Source organism: Aliinostoc maniaoense, from assembly GCF_058172895.1.
Map to the genome: position 1 here is coordinate 6051249 of NZ_CP187952.1, position 18464 is coordinate 6069712.

Annotated in this window: 21 protein-coding genes; 7 read left to right on the plus strand and 14 right to left on the minus strand. The window is 39.4% G+C overall.

Going from position 1 to position 18464, the window contains the following annotated elements:
* Positions 1 to 3: 3 nt before the first annotated feature.
* Both rplT and rpmI read right to left on the minus strand, forming a co-directional pair.
* Complete coding sequence (gene rplT, locus ACPZ3T_RS26485) at positions 4 to 360, minus strand: 50S ribosomal protein L20 (protein ID WP_490272401.1); 357 nt, start codon at positions 358 to 360, stop codon at positions 4 to 6.
* Positions 361 to 386: 26 nt separating this feature from the next.
* A complete protein-coding gene (rpmI, locus tag ACPZ3T_RS26490) occupies positions 387 to 584 on the minus strand; it encodes a 50S ribosomal protein L35 (RefSeq protein WP_015140715.1) in 198 nt (65 codons plus the stop codon).
* A 3-nt stretch (positions 585 to 587) separates the two neighbouring features.
* On the opposite strand from rpmI, the gene ACPZ3T_RS26495 reads away from it, so the two are divergent.
* The 7 genes from ACPZ3T_RS26495 to ACPZ3T_RS26525 all read left to right on the plus strand — a co-directional run bounded on the left by ACPZ3T_RS26495 (position 588) and on the right by ACPZ3T_RS26525 (position 4496).
* Entirely contained in the window at positions 588 to 749 is a 162-nt protein-coding gene (locus tag ACPZ3T_RS26495; protein ID WP_490272402.1) for a hypothetical protein, read from the plus strand.
* 507 nt (positions 750 to 1256) lie between these two features.
* Positions 1257 to 1538 (plus strand): hypothetical protein, encoded by a 282-nt coding sequence (locus ACPZ3T_RS26500; protein ID WP_490272403.1) that lies wholly within the window; start codon positions 1257 to 1259, stop codon positions 1536 to 1538.
* Positions 1539 to 1583: 45 nt separating this feature from the next.
* The gene (locus ACPZ3T_RS26505) at positions 1584 to 2024 is read left to right on the plus strand and encodes a nitrogen fixation protein (protein ID WP_490277380.1); all 441 of its coding nucleotides are present in this window, start codon (positions 1584 to 1586) and stop codon (positions 2022 to 2024) included.
* A gap of 17 nt (positions 2025 to 2041) precedes the next feature.
* Complete coding sequence (locus ACPZ3T_RS26510; protein WP_490272404.1) at positions 2042 to 2353, plus strand: Nif11-like leader peptide family natural product precursor; 312 nt, start codon at positions 2042 to 2044, stop codon at positions 2351 to 2353.
* Positions 2354 to 2401: 48 nt separating this feature from the next.
* Entirely contained in the window at positions 2402 to 2755 is a 354-nt protein-coding gene (locus ACPZ3T_RS26515) for a Nif11-like leader peptide family RiPP precursor (protein ID WP_490272405.1), read from the plus strand.
* Positions 2756 to 3036: 281 nt separating this feature from the next.
* The gene (locus ACPZ3T_RS26520; RefSeq protein WP_490272406.1) at positions 3037 to 4287 is read left to right on the plus strand and encodes a nif11-class peptide radical SAM maturase 3; all 1251 of its coding nucleotides are present in this window, start codon (positions 3037 to 3039) and stop codon (positions 4285 to 4287) included.
* Between the two features lie 44 nt (positions 4288 to 4331).
* A complete protein-coding gene (locus tag ACPZ3T_RS26525) occupies positions 4332 to 4496 on the plus strand; it encodes a hypothetical protein (protein ID WP_490272408.1) in 165 nt (54 codons plus the stop codon).
* A gap of 575 nt (positions 4497 to 5071) precedes the next feature.
* Here ACPZ3T_RS26525 and ACPZ3T_RS26530 read toward each other — a convergent pair.
* The 12 genes from ACPZ3T_RS26530 to ACPZ3T_RS26585 all read right to left on the minus strand — a co-directional run bounded on the left by ACPZ3T_RS26530 (position 5072) and on the right by ACPZ3T_RS26585 (position 17635).
* Complete coding sequence (locus tag ACPZ3T_RS26530) at positions 5072 to 5659, minus strand: hypothetical protein (protein ID WP_490272409.1); 588 nt, start codon at positions 5657 to 5659, stop codon at positions 5072 to 5074.
* A 374-nt stretch (positions 5660 to 6033) separates the two neighbouring features.
* On the minus strand, positions 6034 to 6795 hold the full coding sequence (locus ACPZ3T_RS26535) for a peptidylprolyl isomerase (protein WP_490272410.1): 762 nt from the start codon (positions 6793 to 6795) through the stop codon (positions 6034 to 6036).
* Between the two features lie 40 nt (positions 6796 to 6835).
* Positions 6836 to 7873 (minus strand): aldo/keto reductase, encoded by a 1038-nt coding sequence (locus ACPZ3T_RS26540; RefSeq protein WP_490272411.1) that lies wholly within the window; start codon positions 7871 to 7873, stop codon positions 6836 to 6838.
* Positions 7864 to 8988, minus strand: a complete 1125-nt coding sequence (locus tag ACPZ3T_RS26545) for a T3SS effector HopA1 family protein (RefSeq protein ID WP_490272412.1) — start codon at positions 8986 to 8988, stop codon at positions 7864 to 7866. Before ACPZ3T_RS26545 ends, ACPZ3T_RS26540 begins: the two co-directional genes overlap by 10 nt.
* Before the next feature lie 36 nt (positions 8989 to 9024).
* Complete coding sequence (locus ACPZ3T_RS26550) at positions 9025 to 10212, minus strand: phosphotransferase (protein WP_490272414.1); 1188 nt, start codon at positions 10210 to 10212, stop codon at positions 9025 to 9027.
* A 372-nt stretch (positions 10213 to 10584) separates the two neighbouring features.
* Entirely contained in the window at positions 10585 to 10821 is a 237-nt protein-coding gene (locus tag ACPZ3T_RS26555) for a hypothetical protein (protein WP_490272415.1), read from the minus strand.
* Positions 10822 to 10849: 28 nt separating this feature from the next.
* Entirely contained in the window at positions 10850 to 11086 is a 237-nt protein-coding gene (locus ACPZ3T_RS26560; protein ID WP_490272416.1) for a hypothetical protein, read from the minus strand.
* Positions 11087 to 11114: 28 nt separating this feature from the next.
* A complete protein-coding gene (locus ACPZ3T_RS26565) occupies positions 11115 to 11345 on the minus strand; it encodes a hypothetical protein (protein ID WP_490272418.1) in 231 nt (76 codons plus the stop codon).
* A 550-nt stretch (positions 11346 to 11895) separates the two neighbouring features.
* The gene (locus tag ACPZ3T_RS26570; RefSeq protein ID WP_490277381.1) at positions 11896 to 12639 is read right to left on the minus strand and encodes a peptidylprolyl isomerase; all 744 of its coding nucleotides are present in this window, start codon (positions 12637 to 12639) and stop codon (positions 11896 to 11898) included.
* A gap of 74 nt (positions 12640 to 12713) precedes the next feature.
* Positions 12714 to 14237 carry a beta-barrel domain-containing protein gene (locus tag ACPZ3T_RS26575; RefSeq protein ID WP_490272419.1) on the minus strand — a complete coding sequence of 508 codons (1524 nt, stop codon included), beginning with the start codon at positions 14235 to 14237 and terminating at the stop codon, positions 12714 to 12716.
* Positions 14238 to 14295: 58 nt separating this feature from the next.
* The gene (locus ACPZ3T_RS26580; protein ID WP_490272420.1) at positions 14296 to 17016 is read right to left on the minus strand and encodes an ABC transporter transmembrane domain-containing protein; all 2721 of its coding nucleotides are present in this window, start codon (positions 17014 to 17016) and stop codon (positions 14296 to 14298) included.
* Positions 16910 to 17635 (minus strand): helix-turn-helix domain-containing protein, encoded by a 726-nt coding sequence (locus tag ACPZ3T_RS26585; RefSeq protein WP_490272421.1) that lies wholly within the window; start codon positions 17633 to 17635, stop codon positions 16910 to 16912. The genes ACPZ3T_RS26580 and ACPZ3T_RS26585 overlap by 107 nt, the downstream gene beginning before the upstream one ends.
* Positions 17636 to 18464 lie beyond the last annotated feature (829 nt).

Consider the following 18464-nt stretch of genomic DNA (forward strand, 5'->3'; position numbering starts at 1 on the left):
CCTTTAAACTTTAACTTGACTAGCCATTTCCACGACTTTACCAAAGCTAGCAGGATCGAGAACTGCTAATTGTGCCAACATTTTGCGGTTCAGTTGAATGTTAGCTTTTTTCAGGTTGCCGATCAAGCGACTGTAGCTTAAGCCATGTTCTCTAGCAGCCGCATTGATGCGGGTAATCCAGAGACTGCGGAAATCGCGCTTTTTCTTTTTGCGATCGCGGTATGCACTGCGGAGTGCTTTCATTACCTGTTGGTTAGCGGTTCTAAACAGAGTTGAGTGAGAACCACGGAAACCTTTAGCTAGTTTGAGAATTTTATTGCGGCGTTTACGAGCAACGTTACCGCGCTTTACACGAGTCATATTTTATTCCTAAAGAATCAACGAATTTACAAATAAGGAAGCATCAAACGCACGTTTTCTTCGTCGCGTTCGTTCACAACCGCCATTTTGGACAGATTGCGCTTCTTGTTGGTGGTTTTATGTTCTAACAAGTGGTTTTTGAAAGCTTTGCGACGGACAATCTTACCGCTACCAGTGGCGCGGAATCGTTTTGCTGCTGCTTTGCGTGTTTTGAGTTTAGGCATGGATTGGCTCTAATTCGACACAATCCCTCATTATATACTAATCAAACCATATTTAAAGCACCAAACACCGATCAAACATCCATACCCCAAGGAGAAGAAAAATTTTGGATTCAGCAAGCCGTAGGTAATTCCCAGCCAGCACCAATGAGACTAGAGCAGATATAACCATTTTGTTTGCTGAGAGAGGATCTAAGGGTATCAAGAGGGCTTTTTTCATTTACGGCTAGATGCTTTGGCGGTAAAAATTAAATCTATTAATCAGAAAACCCAAAAAATATGGACATAAATATTTTAGTTTTGTTCCTAAATTATGTTTGCTAATTGGTAAATTAAAGTGAGAGCATATTTATAAAGTAGATGTAGTAGCGTGTCCAGCCTTAAATGTTGCATTAAAAAATCGGTTTTATCCGCGTTTATCTGCGTTTATCTGCGTTTATTTTTTTCCAGTTTAATGCAATGTTTTAGCCTTGCAACATCACTAAAACTTTAATATTTAGTTGAGAAATATCTCTAAAACAATAAAAATTTAAGTTTATTTAAGTGACATAAATAATTTATTTTTGCACGAGAAATAAACACCTACAATATTTTAATCATTTTACTTCAACTTAAAATATACGAAATGAGAAATAGCTTTTCTCATGAATAAATTTACAGTTGTAATTATCAAACATGGAAACCAATAACAGAAACTGCAACAATCAAATCGAAATTAATGATTTGATAGATGCTGCTGTCAGTGATGCAATAGCACGTAGAAGTGGCAATTCTGAAGCCTTGCCAGAGTTATCGACTGAAGACGCTGAGAATGTCACAGGTGGTATTGGGTCTATAGCGATCGCCAAACCTATAGCGATCGCAGGTTATAAACCTATCTGTCCTCCCATCATCACAAAACCAATTTTCCCTCCCATTATCGTAGGACTGCTCGTACCCCCTGAAAAATTCCTATAATTCTGGATTTTGATGGAATCATCACCTTTGCAGGAGCATAAATTAATGGGAGAAATTCCTGCTGACAAAACTACACTTTGTCCTAGTGCTAGACCAGAAATACCAGGAAGTGTAGTCTTCGGTTTAATTAGTGGGACAGTCACAGAACCAAAAGTCACTTATCTGAAACAGCAACTACCTGTGACAGATGAATTATTAGCGAAAGCATCCCCTGTGACCCCCACAGAAATATTTCGGACAGCCGCCCCTTGTGCAGCTAAAAAATGCCAACATTTTGACGGTCAAGACTGCCGTTTAGCCACAAGAGTTGCAGAAAAATTACCTGTTGTAGTATCAGAACTTCCACCCTGTTCTATACGCAGAGATTGCCGTTGGTGGCAACAAGAAGGTAAAGCAGCTTGTATGCGTTGTCCACAAGTAATCACTGACAATTACAACCCATCTCAACTAATGCAAGAAGTAGCATTAACTGAGGTAAATACTTAATTTCTCAGGAGAAAAATATGTCCTTTGAAAATGTCAGAGCTTTTTATGAAAGACTAGCTAATGATGAAGCTTTCCGTACTCAAATTCAAGGAGTACAAAGCAAAGAAGCAGGTCTAGAAATTCTGGAAAATGCTGGTTACATCTTCACTCCTGATGAATTTGAAGAATATACAGCTAACTTATTAGAAACAAATCCTGTTGATTCAGAGCTAAGAGACTTGGATGAACAAGAATTAGAGGCTGTATTTGGTGGAATCACTTCTATATTGAGATTTCCATTCCCAGTCCTATTGTATGGAGTTGTTATTAGCAGATTTCGCTTTCTTTAGTAATCAATCTTCACCCTCAATTAGAAAATTGATCCAGAGGAAATAATCATGTCATTTGAAAACGTCAAAGATTTTTATCAACGATTAGTCTCTGATGAAACTTTTCGTAGTAGCCTGCAAGCTGTGAATAGTGATGATGAATATAGCCAAATCGTTCTCGATGCTGGCTATAACTTCACTCAAGAAGAGTTTGAAGAATACACCTCCCAATTACTAGAATCTGATGCTGGTGAAAGTGAACTCAAAGATTTAAATAAACAAGAGTTAGAAGCAGTTTTTGGTGGTTTTTTGGGAAATGATTTAGTACAGCCCTTATATGGGGTAACTAGACCTATTTGGCCGATTAGACCTATTTGGCCTAGACCCCAACCTCTATACGGAGTTGTGGTGAATCTCGACTAGTATGAACTGCCAAAAGAAAGCTGATTTTGTCAGCCTTCTTCTTTTTCACATATAACAATCCGGTTTGATTTGGAGAAAAATTTATATGTAGGGGAGGCAAATTGCAGTGTGGATTTTCCTCCTGCAATATTGCCGTTGTGTTAGGCGTAAGCCGTAACGCACGGACAGCTTTGGCAGGTGCGTTACGCTGTCGCTAACACACCCTACGTATTTACCTATCTGATAAAAATCCGTTCTTACCTCAATACAAATCATCAATTAATCTAATAGAGGCTATTCCCATGACTTACCGCAGAATTAGCTATGCAGTTTGGGAAATTACACTTAAATGCAATCTTGCTTGTCAGCACTGTGGTTCTCGCGCCGGTCACACTAGGGCAAAAGAACTATCTACAGAAGAAGCTCTAGATTTAGTTAGACAAATGGCAGAGGTGGGAATTACGGAAGTTACTCTCATTGGTGGTGAAGCTTTTTTACGTCCTGACTGGTTACAAATTGCTCACGCCATTAACCAGGCGGGAATGCTCTGTGGTATGACAACTGGGGGTTATGGCATTACCTTAGAAACAGCCCAACGCATGAAAGCAGCAGGTATTCAAGTAGTTTCTGTTTCTATTGATGGCTTAGAAGCCACTCACGATCGCATCCGAGGTAGACAAGGCTCTTGGCAATGGGCGTTTAAAACCATGAGTCATTTGAGGGAAGTGGGTATTCCCTTCGGTTGCAACACTCAAATCAATCGCCTCTCTGCACCAGAATTTCCCCAAATCTATGAATGTATCCGCGATGCTGGTGCGTTTGCATGGCAAATTCAATTGACTGTACCGATGGGTAATGCAGCCGATAATAGTGAAATTCTCCTGCAACCATACGAACTTTTAGATGTCTATCCCATGATTGCCAAGGTTGCCCAACGCGCCAAGGCAGAAGGTAGAGTACAGCTACAGGCAGGTAATAACATTGGTTACTTTGGCCCCTATGAGCGAATGTTAAGGGGTGGAGATGCTTGGTCTTTTTGGCAAGGATGCAGCGCAGGGCTTTCCGCTTTGGGAATCGAGGCTGATGGCGCAATTAAAGGTTGTCCTTCTCTACCAACATCTGCTTATACTGGTGGTAATATTCGTGACTACTCACTCAGAACCATCATTGAAGAAACAGAAGAACTGCGGTTTAATTTAGATGCAGATACACCCAAAGGAACAGCCCATTTATGGGGTTTCTGTAAAACTTGTGAATTTGCTGAACTGTGTCGGGGTGGTTGCAGTTGGACTGCACACGTCTTTTTTGATAAACGGGGTAATAATCCCTATTGTCACCATCGTGCTTTAACTCAAGCTAGACATGGTATTCGGGAAAGAGTATTTCTTCAGCGTCGAGCCGATGGACAACCTTTTGATAATGGTGAATTTGGTTTAATTGAAGAACCTATTAATGCACCTTGGCCAGAAAATGATCCTCTACATTTTACTGCTGATAAGATTCAGTGGTCAGAAAGTTGGCAGGAAAAACAGGAAGTCTTAGTCATTCATTAGTCATTAGTTTTACTGCCCTCAATCCTTACACCTGTGCAAATCTTATGTCTATCAACTCCCAGGATTTAGAAACATCATCACAAGTTGAGCCTATTTTGCCTCGTTCAGCTTGGAATAGTCAGATAGCTCATTTAAAACTTCTGTTTAGAGCCAAGAAAGCTTTAGAACGCATCGAGCAAGAAGCAGCCATCAACAAGCCAGAAGTTTAATAGAACTGACGCAACTGTCATATTTTTTATGTAGGGTGTGTGACGCTACGAAAGTATTTGAATCTAGTTTTGACACTCTCCGCGCTAAAAGCGACGGAGATTCTTGGTTCAACGAGTCCACTTAGACTAGATTCCTTGCGTTATCTAACCCAGAGGTGGTTCTCTCCCCAAGCTTTAACTTCCGGTATGCCCTACCGTAGTTGCAAACAATGCAAAATTTGTTTGAGTTAAATGCTGGTCGTCTAGCCCCCATGAAGATTTTACCTATTCCTGGGTAGGAACTAGAACTATGGAATAGAACCCATATCTTCAATTGTCAAGGTTCAGCGTCTGCATATTAAGCAGCAAATGGGTTTTTCAAGTGGTTGATTACCCTTCCACTATTGGTCATTGTACCATTCACACTGCAACTAAAGTTGCTCGTATCGTTTTCATCCACCATCTATAAGAATGGTGGTTTTCAACTTCCCGCTATTTTCTATAAGATTGATAGCGTCACGCACCAACCATCAATTGTGACAATCTGATTAAGTAGCCGTCATGAACTGCGTACACCAGAACGCAGTTCATGACGGCTAGTTATATTCTCGCTGTAACTTGCCGAATCCTGTTCTCGTCTCTTGCTTCAAGCGGCGTAGCTCTACCCCAATAGAACCACCAACTGGGCTATACCAACTCACAGGCTGTTTACGCTCAAGCATTTCCACTAGTCCATCCTTACCTCTGGGACTAGCTGATGTCATTTTATATAAGTAATGCTGTATTCCTTGTGCCTGAGCAAACACAAAAAAACCCCAGTAGGGCAGTGTAAATGGCTCACCTAGAACATCTGAATTGAACACAAGGTCAGATATGGCCTTTGTCACAATAAAAACCAGCAGTAGTATTGTACAAAGTTGCCCAATTCGATGCAGTGGTGAGCCATATCTGAGCAAAATACGCTTGATGGTGTGTGAACCTACTCCCCAAAGATACAGCGTCCAAAATAAAACGATATATCCTGAAATCACTACAAACAGGGCGATGGGAATATCGACAACAGACCATTGATGAATCGGTTTGACAACTAGATAAATTGCCCAAGGTGGCAATAGCAGCACATGGAGGAAGATAGTACCTAACCAACTGCGAATCAGTTGTTTTTTGATTCTTTTGAGTTTCATCTTTTTAGGCAATTCTAGAAATTGAATATATAACTTACGAATTGACAAACCGATAATATTTTGAAACGCAGAGGGGCGCGGAGTAAAGCGCAGAGGTACGCAGAGATTTGCTATATATTTTTAGTTCATACAAATTCAAATTAATTCAATTCTTTCTCAGAATTAGCAGTAATTACTACATTGGTGGCATCGAATTTACATTTTTATCTGATGGAAAATAATCGATAAATCATTAGATTTGCAATAGTTGTAATCAATGATAAATTTAATGAAAAGGTCAGGGTTGAATATCAACATCCTGAGCTTTTCATATTATCAATGATGACTAACTATGGGCGATGGCAGCGAGTTAATGTAGCAATTGCGAATTGGTTCTATTGATTCTTAACTTCTTGCAACCAGCGTTGAAATAGAGAATCTAACATCTGCTCGCGGCTTACTAAATCGAGTTCGGGTGCAAACCATGTCTCAACTCTGAGAATGTGATAGCCAAGCTTGGTTTGTACAGGGCCAATAATCTCACCGGCTCCGGCGTTGGCGATCGCGTCTGCAATTTCAGGCATTAACTCAGATAGAAAATGTACGCCTAGAAAGCCGCCATTTTCTTTGGATTGCCTACCCTTAGAAAACTCAATGGCTAAGGCACAAAATGATGTATTAGTTTCTCGCAGTTGGCGGCTCACCTTGAGGGCATCGGCTAAATTAGCAACGAGAATTTGAGACAGTGCTACCCGTTTATACTCTTGGCGGTGATTCATGTAGTGAGTATCAATTGCCTCACTAAAGAGATAGTCTTTCAGCTTTTTAGCCAGTAAATCGGCGCGAATACCTTCAGACCAATCCTCAACCGTAATGCACTGGCGTGAGAGCCATTCCATTGTCTCAGTTGTTCCTAGTAATTTGTGTTCCATGCGAAAGGCATCGCCTGCTGCCTGCCATTCCTCATCAGATACAGTGATGCCATATTGGTTACACAGTGCTTCAACTAACAAATTCTGCTCGGTGAGGGCAATGATCTGAGAAATCTGGCGCGATCGCCGCAGGTAGGCCAAAATTTGTGTATCACTTACATCAGGAATCTCTGGTAATACAAATTTGGAGTGGAGTGAACTGGAATTTGCTAATGTTTTTTCCATAATCTTGCTGCTGGAGTCAGGTGATGCGATCAAAAACTCATTAGTTAACCGTTGAGACTACAGAATGAGGCTGGTAGATGAGCTTGTCGGGTGGTATGTCTTGCAGTGAGAGACGTTGCCGGTGGATGTCGCCATAGTAGTTGAGATACTCAAGCTCAGTGTTAGTTAATTTGCCCTGTTGAACCCCCTTGATTGCTGCATCAATTTCATGGCGATCGCGTGAACCCATCAAACAAACATCGACACAATTTTGGGAGAGAGAATAACGATAAAGATCAGGAGGAGACGGTTGCCAATATGTCTGCGGGAAGTGAGGCGCAATCCAAAGAGGGCCTGATTGAGCTGTAGTTGAGCGAAATGTGACAATTCCAGGGCGATCGCTATCTGTAGCATTTAAACGATTCAAAACCTGATTTTGGGCTGAACGATGCGCCAAACTATGACGCACCATCACCACATCTAACAAGTCGCTATCTAGATATTGCTGTGCCAAATCCAGGTCATGAAATGATGCCCCAATATACCGAACTGCTCCCATCTTCTTCAGTCGCTCTGAAGCACCATAAATTCGTTCAACGGTTCGTTGATAAACGGTGTTAGTTCCTCTTAAATCTGGGGAGAGTTGCAAGCATTTCTTAAACATTGGTTCGTCGTCTGTTCCAATCCAGCCCCAAAAAAAGATGTCAATGTAATCAATCCCTAATTCTTCAAACTGGTCGAATAAAGCTCCTAATGCCATTTCTGGACTCTTGATGTAAGTCACTGTGGCCAGCACCACCTTTTCCCGCACAGACGAGCCTCGACGGCAAAGTTGGCGGATTGCTCCACCCATAAAGCTATAGATAAAGTGGTGCAAATCACTGGAGTAAAAAAAGTAATTGATTCCCTGATCAAAAGCATAAAGGGCATCATCACTAGAAATACCTGAGCCACCACCTAAGCCTAAACAGCTTACAGTCAAGTTAGTTCGTCCCAAGGTGCGATAAAATGGCAAATCTGTTGCAGAGGAAGCCAGGGCTGTTGGATGAGTCCCATTCAGTTGTTCCGTCTGCTGTGGAGTCAGGTCAGTTATTCGCATAAGTCTAGGGGTAAATAAACATCCTCGGAATCAGCGTTTAAATAGGGCTGCTGCAAGGTAATACCATGTAATTTAAATTGCTCTAAAATTGCTGTCATGCGCCTTTCTGGAGTTGTCTGGCCTTGTTGCAACGCATCAACCAAGCCATTAGCCACAATTCGACAGCGATTTTGTCCAAAGCTTTCTTGTGCAGCAAATTTGCGGTTGGGTTCTTCTGCTAGAGACAATCCAGGAGCTAATACTTTGGTAAATAAGGGTGTCTCAGCCCGGAAATGAGATTGATGCTGTGCATAGATGGTTTGCAAACAGCCACGAATCAGAGAATAGTGCTGTTTTGGAAAGTAAAGAACTCCTGAGTCATAACGCTCATAGTCTGAGGGATTATATAAAACTTTGAATGAAAAAGGTATTTCAGCTTGGTTTAATTGCTGTGTCAGGCTCTGCATAATTGCCACCGCACCATCAGGGCTGACATTAAAGTAAATTCTGACTGTATCAGCGTAGTTATCCTCCTGGCTTTGGTCTATTCCCTGATTACCAACCGCCATGTAGAAACCATTTTGCACCAGATTTCTTGGTAATCGAATTGCTACCAAGTCGCCCACCTGTGCAGATTGATCAGCTCCTTGAAGATGCTGCTCTCGTTGAATGTGTAGGGTTAAACCTTCTTTAAAGACTGCAAGACTACTATCTTGCTCTTGTTTCACAATTTGCCAACCTGGATCAAAATATCCTACACCACAATTACTATTATGCAGTTGCTCATAGAAAGCTAAATCAACACCTAAAAAGGAGTCATTCTCCAGATTTTTGTAAAGTTCTAAATGATTTGTCTGTGTATTTAGAGCCAAGGTAGATCGTAAAGAGCCATTGTAGTAAATGCCATAGAGAAAACTTTGCAGTTGTAATGCTTGGTATTTACTTTTGAGTTCTATGGATACTTGCTGAAAACGTTGGACTAGATCAGATGGAAACTCAAATGGTTTATAGTTGGGATGCTTAATACAAAAGTTAGATTCAATTTGTAAATAATTAACAATGTCTTGCAGTGCAGTTTGTAATGACTCTGAGATTGCAGTTAGAGGTTGATTAACAGTGGCATTGAGCAATTGCATAATCTTGCAGCTAAATAGTGTTGTAATAAATGGTTTTTAAACTATTGCATAAGCAGAGTTTTTCAGTTCAGCCTCTGTTATGCCAAAGATGCTAGAAAATGATGTTTCTGGTCTACAGAGCAAACTTTTCGCTACTTGCAGTAAGCAAATACTGGAATTACCAAAATACTTTTGATGTTGAATTGTGCCAACAATTTGTTGAATTAGTGCCAGTCCAGCATACTGAATTGTACGCTTGAGAAAGTCTGGATAATGCTCTAATGTGATGGGGAAATAATTCAAATATGCCCGAATCAATGCAATTAAAGAAGGCTGAATTTTCTCTAGTGGTGTGCCTGCTATGCGTAAAGACGCTTCTAAACTAATAGACGGATCAATTACTAAACTATTCAGCCAAATTTGTAAATAACTAGCAATCAGCGTGCCTAAATCAAAAGCTGGATCGCCCCAAGTAGAGCGTTCCCAGTCAATCAAGCGTAGATGACCGGTGGCTAGTTGACTTGCGGCAGTTTGCGATCGCGCCCACTCATGATGAAGCAAAATATTATTTAATTTCAAATCATTATGAGTGAGACAACAAAGCTGTGAATGAGAAACTAATTCTTGCACCGCTATACTCAGGCTATCGTAGCGTTGATAAAGCACAAAAAATTTCAAACAGTTAGTAGGCACTAAGCCAAAAATTTCAGGATCAAGACGATTTAATAATTCAGCAGACACAGCATGAGAAAATTGAGGAGGAGAAATTTCCTCTGGTGTATGAGAGATAAAATCATGATACTCTCGAACGTTAAATGTATGGCGATGTAGTGTTGCTAAAGTTGTTCCCAATGTGCTAGCAATCTCTATGGGAAACGATTGTTCCTGACGATAAAATGTATCTAAGTCTGTGTAATCTAATAAATAGTTGTAGATAATAATTGCATTTTCCTGATCAAAATTTACTACTTCCGACACAAATGATGTCATGGAATTGAGTTTTGGGAAATGGCGCAATAATTGATGAAATTGCCACTCGTTAAAAAACTCGTTTGCTGCTTTGCCGTCTGCTCCCAGACGCTCTTGCTTTACCAATAGACTGCGATCGCTGCCACACTTAACTAACAAATTAAAGTTTTTAGCGGGTTTGACTTCAATTTCAGCACTATTGCTAGTGTTTTCATTGCATAATCCCAACTGTAAAAGATATTCAAAAATATTTTTGGAACTCAGAATAAATGGCATAACTATTTCTATCTCACTGAGCTAATTGATGCTAGAAAAAGGTTTAGCAGAAAGTGGGTTAAGAGTATTAACTAAATTTTGCTGCTACTACTCTTAACCCTGTTCAAAATTCTCAGCAGTGCTAAGAATGTTGACTATATAGGAATCCAATTTGATTTCTGAAAAAAATTTAAGTATATGTAGTAACGCACCAAAGGTCTTGGTGCTAGGTGTTGTACTCTCGCTGCTAACACACCCTACTGGACTGTTCAAAAATCAAGTTGGTAGGGTGCGTCAGTATGAAAATAACTTCTGGGTATAGTTAGTTTTTCTCAAACTGACGCATCCTATTGGATATTTTTTGATCTGGAAGTCCCTTAGAAGTGTGATTAATTAACGCCACCAACCTAATTGGCGAGTTGCGAGGGTAAAGCCAACACCAGCACTAAAACCAAGACCAGCATGAACGGTCAATTTAATGCCTGTGCCAATGATGACAGGGCTACCAGGAGTGATACCACCATGTGTTAAGCCCAGTTCATTGTCTGTGACTTCATTCAGGTAGCTTTCTTGGTCGTTGAACAAGTCAACTCCAGCAACATTTAAATTAGAAACGGTAATAGATGCCATAGTTTGCTGCTCCTAAGTTAGTTATTAATTAGCGAGAAGTGAAGTAAGCTGATACACCTGTGACGGCACTCACACCTCTAACGCAGTATCCAGAAGATGCGCGAGTTGCAACTAAAATGCCTTTACCCACGGCAATGAATGTAGGGCTGATACCACCATGTGTTAAGCCCAATTCATCGTCTGTGACTTCAGTCAAATAGCTCTCTTGGTCGTTGAACAAGTCAAGTCCAGCAACATTTAAATTAGAAACGGTAATAGATGCCATAGTTTGCTGCTCCAAAGCTAGTTATTAATTAGCGGAATTTGAAGTAAGCTGATACACCTGTTAAGGCACTCACGCCTCTAACGCAGTATCCAGAAGATGCGCGAGTTGCAACTACGATAGGATAAATGCTAGAAGGGAAAGAAATTCCACCATTTACACCGTTTAATTCATCATCAACGATGTCGTTCATGTAGGTTTCGGAATCTAAAAATAGTCCAGAACCAGCAGGACGTAAATCAGAAACAACGATACTTGCCATTGTTATTCTTAGCTTCGGTATTTAATAGAATCGATTTAAAAGAACTGAGTCAGAATTAAGTTTAATTCCCTCAATTCCTGAAATTAATTTAATTTCTTTTTTTATTGGAAATCAAGATTTAAAACTCCTTTTTTTTGACTAAGATGAAACATTTATGTCATTTATAAAGCAAAAGCATGACTAGTAAATATGGTTTTAGTGCTAATTTAATGGCTAATTAATACCCAAAGAATAGTGGATTAAGTTGTTTCATTGACAATAGAAATTGATATTAAGATTCTGGCTCATTTTTTTGTGACTTAAAAAATTTATTTATGGTCTCATTTATTAGAAATTTATAAAAGTCAAATTCAATCAGGACTTACCCAAGCAACTGTAGAGACGTTGCATGCAACGTCTCTACTTTGATTCTTGCTCCCCTTCCCACTCCTTCGGAGAAGCAAGCTATGTAGGGAAGGGGTTGGGGGTTAGGTTTGAAAAGAAGTTGCCACGCCACTAGAGTTTAAGATTTGCTTTCTCAAGCATCTCTAAAATTGTCTGAGAATTAAAGTTAACTATCTTCGCAATCAACATTAACTGTAACTGCTGCAACTTGTGCTTGTAGCCAATGGGAAAATAATTCCAATGTAATTATGTTGCGTAAGTTATCATCTAATTCTGGGGAAATAATTTCTTCTACTAAAATTAGATGCGCGCCTTTAGCTGTCAAGATGGGCTTTAGCAATTGTGGTGGTTGAGAGGCGAAAATTGCCGCAGAAATTTCTGGTTTTAAATCCTTACGTCTTAAAGCACCTTGATATCCCCCATGACGGCGTAATTCTTCATCTTGAATATACTTGTGGGCGACATCATAAAAACTTGTTTCCCCTTCTTGGATGGCATAAAAAAGTTCTATGGCTACATCTTCATCATCAAGGATGACTTCATAGGCGATCGCACTGATATAATCATTACGATTCTCGAAAAAATAAGGTTCAACTTTATCTGCAAATAAATGCTCTGCTAACTTCCCAGAAAGCACAGACAGATAAGCCATCTTTTCAAAATCATCTAGAGAAAGTTTATGTTTTTCTAACCAATCCCATGTATGCGCCGCACTGTGTAATTTATGAGTTAATCGGATTTTGTCTGCTGTCTGTTGTAACTCGTCTGTATCTACTTGAATACCAAGTGTTTGTGCTGTATTTTCTAGAATCTTACAGACAGTAATTTCTTCCACAACAATAGGAATTTTGCAAGTAAGTTTAATTTGGTTAATGATGTCTTCTTTGTTGATGTTAATTTGTTGAGGGATGCTAATTGCTGGTGACATAATTTTTTACCAAATACTAAACTGTTATACCCTTAAAATCTTGCTCAAATTCTCCGTCACAATTTCACTCCTCCTTGTTTTAATTTCTTAAATGGATCTAGGAGAAAATCTATAATTCGCCGTTGTCTTACTACTACCTCTGCTGTGGCTGTATCTCCAGGGCGTAGAGGAATGCACTGATTAGCGGTAGGCATACAATGCTGATTTAGAGCAATATCTAATTGATATGCGGCTACTTTGCCATTGGGTGTATCTAGTTCAACAGTGGTAGGAGAAATTTCTAATAATTTGCCTTCTATAACTCCATAATCTTGAAAAGGATAAGCATCAAATTTGAGTTTGACAGGTAATCCTGCTCGCAAAGAACCACTCTCATTAGTTGCCATTTGCGCTCTAATTACTAAAGGCGAATTGCTGGGAGAAATTTCTGCAACCATTGCTCCTGGTTGTACTACAGAACCAGGGCGTTGAATTGGTAATTGAAAGACTATACCATCTATCGATGCTTTTACTTCTCTTTGACTTAATTGAAATTTTAAGGCTTTTATTTGGCTTTTATTTTGAGCTATTTCTGCTTTGAGTGCAGTAATTTCTCTATCTAAATTATTGAGTTGTTCTTCACTTCTGAGAACGGCTAATTTCCCAGAATGATTTAAGCTCTGAAAGCTACGTTCTTGCTCTTGGATTCTTAACTGTGACTGGGAAATGTTAGCTTTGGCTTGACGCATAGTTCTTTCATAACTATTTTGTTGTTCTGCTAGCCTTAACTTGGACTGTTCAATGTCTGACTTGGCTTGTTCTAGCAATTTTTTTCTTTCTTTCGCTATGTCTTGTTTGTCTACAAGGTTAATTTCTGGAACTATTCCTTCTTGCCAAGCGAGTTTGTAGCGTTCTACTTCTCTGACTGCACTCTCTACACTAATTTCTGCTAAATTCTGGTTAATACGGCTATGTTCAACAGCTTTTCGTGCCTGATTAACTTGTGCTAGTTTTTCTTCTTCTTGAAAGTTAAATGAGTTGATAATAGTGTTAAGATTTTGTTTTTCTTGGGCAATTTGTGATTGTTTTTCTAATGCTTGGGCTTGATTTTGTTGACGTTGAACTGTCAAGGCTAAAACTAATTGATTTTTGAGTAAATTTAGCTGTGACAATTGGTTTAATTGTCCATCTAATTTTGTTTGTGCTTGTTGTAATTCGGTGTTAACTAAATCAGACTCTAATAATAATAAAGTCTGTCCAGCTTTAACCGCATCTCCTTCTTTTACCAGAATTTTTTCTACAGTTCCTGCCACAGCCGCATCTAGTCTGACTGTTTTGCCTTCAGGCTCTAATCTACCTCTAGCTGTACCAGTTTCATCAACTTGAGATAATATTGCCCAGGGTAAAACAATAGAGATAAACACTATTAAAAAATACAACAGTCCTCGCGTCCAAGCTTGCGGCAAGCTATCTAATAATTCTTTGGTGACGTGAGACCAATCATCATTGGATGTGATAGGTTTTGGTGATGTGATGATATGTTCATGAAGCTTCTCTTCATGCACTGGAGAGGGAACAAATCCATTCAATGTGTTAGGCATGACTTTGATTAATCCGTGGGATACTTGAAAGGTTGTATTTTTGCTACGGACTTACTGATTACAAAAGTTGGGATTCAATTCCAGAGTCTAACTGCTGTTGATTGAGATAATAATAATGACCTTTTTTGCTCATCAACTGTTCGTGAGTTCCCTGTTCAATTAATAGACCTTTATCGAGGACTAAAATTAAATCTGCATTACGGACTGTAGAGAGACGATGGGCAATAATTAAGGTAGTTCTATTCTTGAGGATAGTGTTAAAGTTGCGCTGAATAATTCTTTCTGATTCAGCATCTAAATGGGAAGTAGCTTCATCTAAGATTAGCAGTTTTGGATCACCGAGTAATGCTCTGGCGATCGCAATTCTTTGGCGTTGTCCACCAGATAGCATTCCTCCGCCTTCTCCAATCTGGGTTTCATAGCCTAAAGGTAACTTTTTAATGAAATCATCAGCACCAGCTAATTGAGCGGCTGCAATAATGGATTCTAAGCTAGCACCGGGATATCCTAAGCTAATATTCTCCCTAATTGTACTGCCAAACAGAAAGGTATCTTGGTCAACAACTCCCACCTGTTCCCGTAAGGAACGTAAGGAAATACTAGTAATATCTTGACCATCAATGAAAACTTTACCATCTGTAGGGGGATACAAGCCTAAAACTAACTTAGAAATTGTAGTTTTACCTGAACCACTCCGCCCTACCAACGCCACTACTTGACCTGGTTTAACTTCAAAGTTCAGGTTTTCTAAAATATTAATATCACTTTCTGGGTGATAACGAAATGTGACGTTTTCAAAACGAATATGACCCTTAATTTGTGGTAATGATTGCCGTGATTGATGTTGTAAATCTTCTTCTGGTTCGGTATCTAATACATCATTAATCCGTTCTACAGCAATGGTCACTTCTTGCAATTCATTCCATAAAACTGTGAGTCTTTGGAAGGGAGTAATAATATTATCCAGCAGCATATTAAATGCTACTAATTGACCAATGGTTAATTGATTATTAATGACTTGATGCGCGCCGAACCAAAGTAATGCTGTGGTAATTACTGCTTGAATTGCGTTGCTAAAGATTTGCAGGCGATTGCCAATAACTTGTCCAGAAAAACTAGTTTTGGTTTCTTTATGTAACAACTCTTCCCAATGCCAGCGTACTGTTTGTTCTACTGCGGTGGCTTTGACTGTCCGCACACCAGATAAAACTTCAATCAGGTAACTACTTTCATTAGTAGCAGCATTGAAGATTTCCCTAGATATTTTGCGGAGAAATGGTGTAGCAACTAATGCCAAAATTACAAAAGGTGGCACAATTACTAATACCAATAATGCCATTTTCCAGCTATACCAAAACATCAATCCTACATAAATAAAGACTGTAAGCAAGTCTAAGAGAATTGATAAGGCTTCACCGGAAAGGAAACGTTGAATTTTCTGGTTTTCCTGGACGCGAGAGATAATATCGCCTACATAACGGGATTCAAAAAAGCTCAATGGTAGCCGGAGAGTGTGGCGAATAAATGCCACAATCAAAGCTATATCTATTTTATGGGCAGTGTGGTCGAGCAAATATTGTCTCAACCCGGTCATTGCTACGCGGAATAAATTAAATATGAGCAATCCTAAGCCAACAGCAAATAAAGTTAGCTCAGAACGTTGTACTACTACTCGGTCTAAAATCAACTGGGTGAATAGAGGGGTAATTAGACCAAATATTTGGATAAAGATAGAGGTAATAAATACCTCGAACAATACTAAACTATGGGGCTTAACTAGTTCAAAAAATTGCCAAAAAGGTGTTGTTGCTTCTTGAGTATCCTTGAAAAAAGCTGTTGGTTGTAGTAGTAATGTGTAACCACTCCAATCTGCTTTAAATTCGTTATGGGTGAGGGTGCGTTGTCCAATGGCAGGATCGGCAACAATGACGTGCTGGGAAGTGATTTCATAGACGACAATATAATGTTTACCTTCCCAATGTGCGATCGCAGGTAATTTTTGTTTAGCTAATTGATCTAAACTAGCTTTGACTGGTCTGGTAGCAAAACCGATACTTTCAGCCGCCGCAGACAAACCCCGCAAGGATGCGCCATTCCTATCTACATTGGCAATATCTCGCAAGCGGTTAACACTAAAACGCTTCCCCCAATACCGAGACACCATCACCAAACACGCTGCACCACAATCTGATGCACTTTGTTGAGCAAAAAAAGGATAGCGACGGGTTACTTTTTGTAAAAAATGGTTGACACGTTGGGTGGGATGGGGAAAGTAGGCTTTGCTGATTGTCTTGGGTTTTGACTCTATGACTGGTGTTGATGGAGCATCAGTCTTGGTTGCGGTTGTTTGAGAGGTGTTACCCAACAGACGATGGCGTGCTTGTGCTTTGGCTAACAAATGCTCTTTGATAGGAGGGTACTGTTTGATCAAAGATGCAATCACTTCACCGGGTATGAAGCATAATTGCAAATTGATACTTGCTCTTGCTCCATACGCTGGAAATGCTTGTTCTGGAAATAGGGTAAATTCCCCGAATGATTCCCCAGTTTCCAAGCTGGTGATTAATTCCCCATTGTCATCTAATAAACGTACCTTACCAGCGATCGCAATATAAATTCCCGGCTCAACATTCTTACCTGTCCAAAATTTGCCAACTTTCGGGGTGAGGAATTTAAACTGTTGATAATAAGTTTGAAACTCTGCTGGCGAAAGGCAATAACCTAACGCATTGTTTAACTGTTCTAATGACAGCAAGGGTTCGGATATTTGTTGCACCATGAATTTCTGACTCCGTACCTAATTTTTCTAAATTGATCGGCATAAATCCGTGACTATCTGTCATGTCTTCGGATTTCAGGTCGTGAATCAATATACTGGAATTATTCGCTTTTTTATCTGCTATTATTGGGGATTTATCTGGTTTTGATTTAGTAGATAATCCCATTTGTTTGAGTAGTCGCTTGATATGGCGATCGCTAATTTCAATCCCTAATTCTTTTGCTAAATGTTTCTGTAACCAATTAGCAGTCCATCGTCTAAAAGAATAGCCATAATCGCGGGGACTATGACTAATCAATTCTTTTAATCGTGCTAAATATTGCTCGTTAACTGCTTTAGGACGACCAATCGGACAATCTTGCCATTGGTGCGCCATACCACTCCGGGCAATGTGCATCCAATGCCTAGCTGTAGCCGGACAACAACCTAAATTTTGGCAAATTGCTGTTTGAGATTTACCTTGATCTGCTAACAGCATTATTTCAATACGCTGACGATAAGACGCTGGTAAATTCTCTTGCAAACTTTTTTGCAGTAGCCTACGTTGGAAGGGCGTTAAAAATTTACCTGTATAACTGTCTGCAATTTTTTGTGGTGTATGCAATTGAGATTGAGACATAAAATAGGTTAGTTAACACACTGACTGAACTGTAAGCATCTCAAAATCTAGCTGTTTCTTAAATAAGTAACAGCCCATACTTCTTATGAGTTTCTAACTAGGTTTTAGAGACTCATACTCGGCATCAATTAAATATTTTCATGAAATCGTTTGTCTCCCATAATCTATAGAGAGAAATTCTTAATTAAAAGTCAAATTACTGTCAAAATTTGTTGTCTTAAATTTCTGTCTGTTACCTATTAGCAATATATTTTAAATTTAGATTTTCTGAAGTAAATAATTGGTTAAAATTTGGGAAAATTTAGTTAAACAGGTATTTTATTACAATAAAACAACTAATATAATGCTTAATTTTTTATTAATTTCCGGGAAATAAAATTTTTATTTGAGTTAATTTAGCAAATTTAGTTTAAGTTGAAAACAGCAATATATAGGAATCCGACTTGATTATTGAAATTATTTGCGTAGGTAGGGAACAGGGAACGGCGTTGGGGGAACGGGAAAAGAAGTAACAGAGGTGTACTTAGTTTTTTATGCGCTAGCGCAGGCTACGCCAACAGAAATCAAATATGATTCCTATATATAGAATTTCTATAGGACTGATAGATAGATGGAAGGGAACAAGAAAAACTAAGCTACCCGCAATATGAGTGAGGTTGCCCCTACTTGGGCTGCTCCTTCTTCCCAGGTAAACGAAATTTTGTGTGGGATTTCTAGCTAAGTATCCAAAAAATTACCCTCCACACTCCCCACACGTTTTTTCTCTCACCCCTTCTTCCCTTACCAAGCCCCTTCTCCGGGAGAAGCTTGGTAAAAAAAATCACCACAG

Coding starts and splice junctions, on each gene's coding strand:
- rplT (WP_490272401.1), bottom strand. CDS start 360: ATGACTCGTGTAAAGCGCGGTAACGTTGCTCGTAAACGCCGCAATAAA.
- rpmI (WP_015140715.1), bottom strand. CDS start 584: ATGCCTAAACTCAAAACACGCAAAGCAGCAGCAAAACGATTCCGCGCC.
- ACPZ3T_RS26500 (WP_490272403.1), top strand. CDS start 1,257: ATGGAAACCAATAACAGAAACTGCAACAATCAAATCGAAATTAATGAT.
- ACPZ3T_RS26505 (WP_490277380.1), top strand. CDS start 1,584: ATGGGAGAAATTCCTGCTGACAAAACTACACTTTGTCCTAGTGCTAGA.
- ACPZ3T_RS26510 (WP_490272404.1), top strand. CDS start 2,042: ATGTCCTTTGAAAATGTCAGAGCTTTTTATGAAAGACTAGCTAATGAT.
- ACPZ3T_RS26515 (WP_490272405.1), top strand. CDS start 2,402: ATGTCATTTGAAAACGTCAAAGATTTTTATCAACGATTAGTCTCTGAT.
- ACPZ3T_RS26520 (WP_490272406.1), top strand. CDS start 3,037: ATGACTTACCGCAGAATTAGCTATGCAGTTTGGGAAATTACACTTAAA.
- ACPZ3T_RS26525 (WP_490272408.1), top strand. CDS start 4,332: ATGTCTATCAACTCCCAGGATTTAGAAACATCATCACAAGTTGAGCCT.
- ACPZ3T_RS26530 (WP_490272409.1), bottom strand. CDS start 5,659: ATGAAACTCAAAAGAATCAAAAAACAACTGATTCGCAGTTGGTTAGGT.
- ACPZ3T_RS26535 (WP_490272410.1), bottom strand. CDS start 6,795: ATGGAAAAAACATTAGCAAATTCCAGTTCACTCCACTCCAAATTTGTA.
- ACPZ3T_RS26540 (WP_490272411.1), bottom strand. CDS start 7,873: ATGCGAATAACTGACCTGACTCCACAGCAGACGGAACAACTGAATGGG.
- ACPZ3T_RS26545 (WP_490272412.1), bottom strand. CDS start 8,988: ATGCAATTGCTCAATGCCACTGTTAATCAACCTCTAACTGCAATCTCA.
- ACPZ3T_RS26550 (WP_490272414.1), bottom strand. CDS start 10,212: ATGCCATTTATTCTGAGTTCCAAAAATATTTTTGAATATCTTTTACAG.
- ACPZ3T_RS26555 (WP_490272415.1), bottom strand. CDS start 10,821: ATGGCATCTATTACCGTTTCTAATTTAAATGTTGCTGGAGTTGACTTG.
- ACPZ3T_RS26560 (WP_490272416.1), bottom strand. CDS start 11,086: ATGGCATCTATTACCGTTTCTAATTTAAATGTTGCTGGACTTGACTTG.
- ACPZ3T_RS26565 (WP_490272418.1), bottom strand. CDS start 11,345: ATGGCAAGTATCGTTGTTTCTGATTTACGTCCTGCTGGTTCTGGACTA.
- ACPZ3T_RS26575 (WP_490272419.1), bottom strand. CDS start 14,237: ATGCCTAACACATTGAATGGATTTGTTCCCTCTCCAGTGCATGAAGAG.
- ACPZ3T_RS26580 (WP_490272420.1), bottom strand. CDS start 17,016: ATGGTGCAACAAATATCCGAACCCTTGCTGTCATTAGAACAGTTAAAC.
- ACPZ3T_RS26585 (WP_490272421.1), bottom strand. CDS start 17,635: ATGTCTCAATCTCAATTGCATACACCACAAAAAATTGCAGACAGTTAT.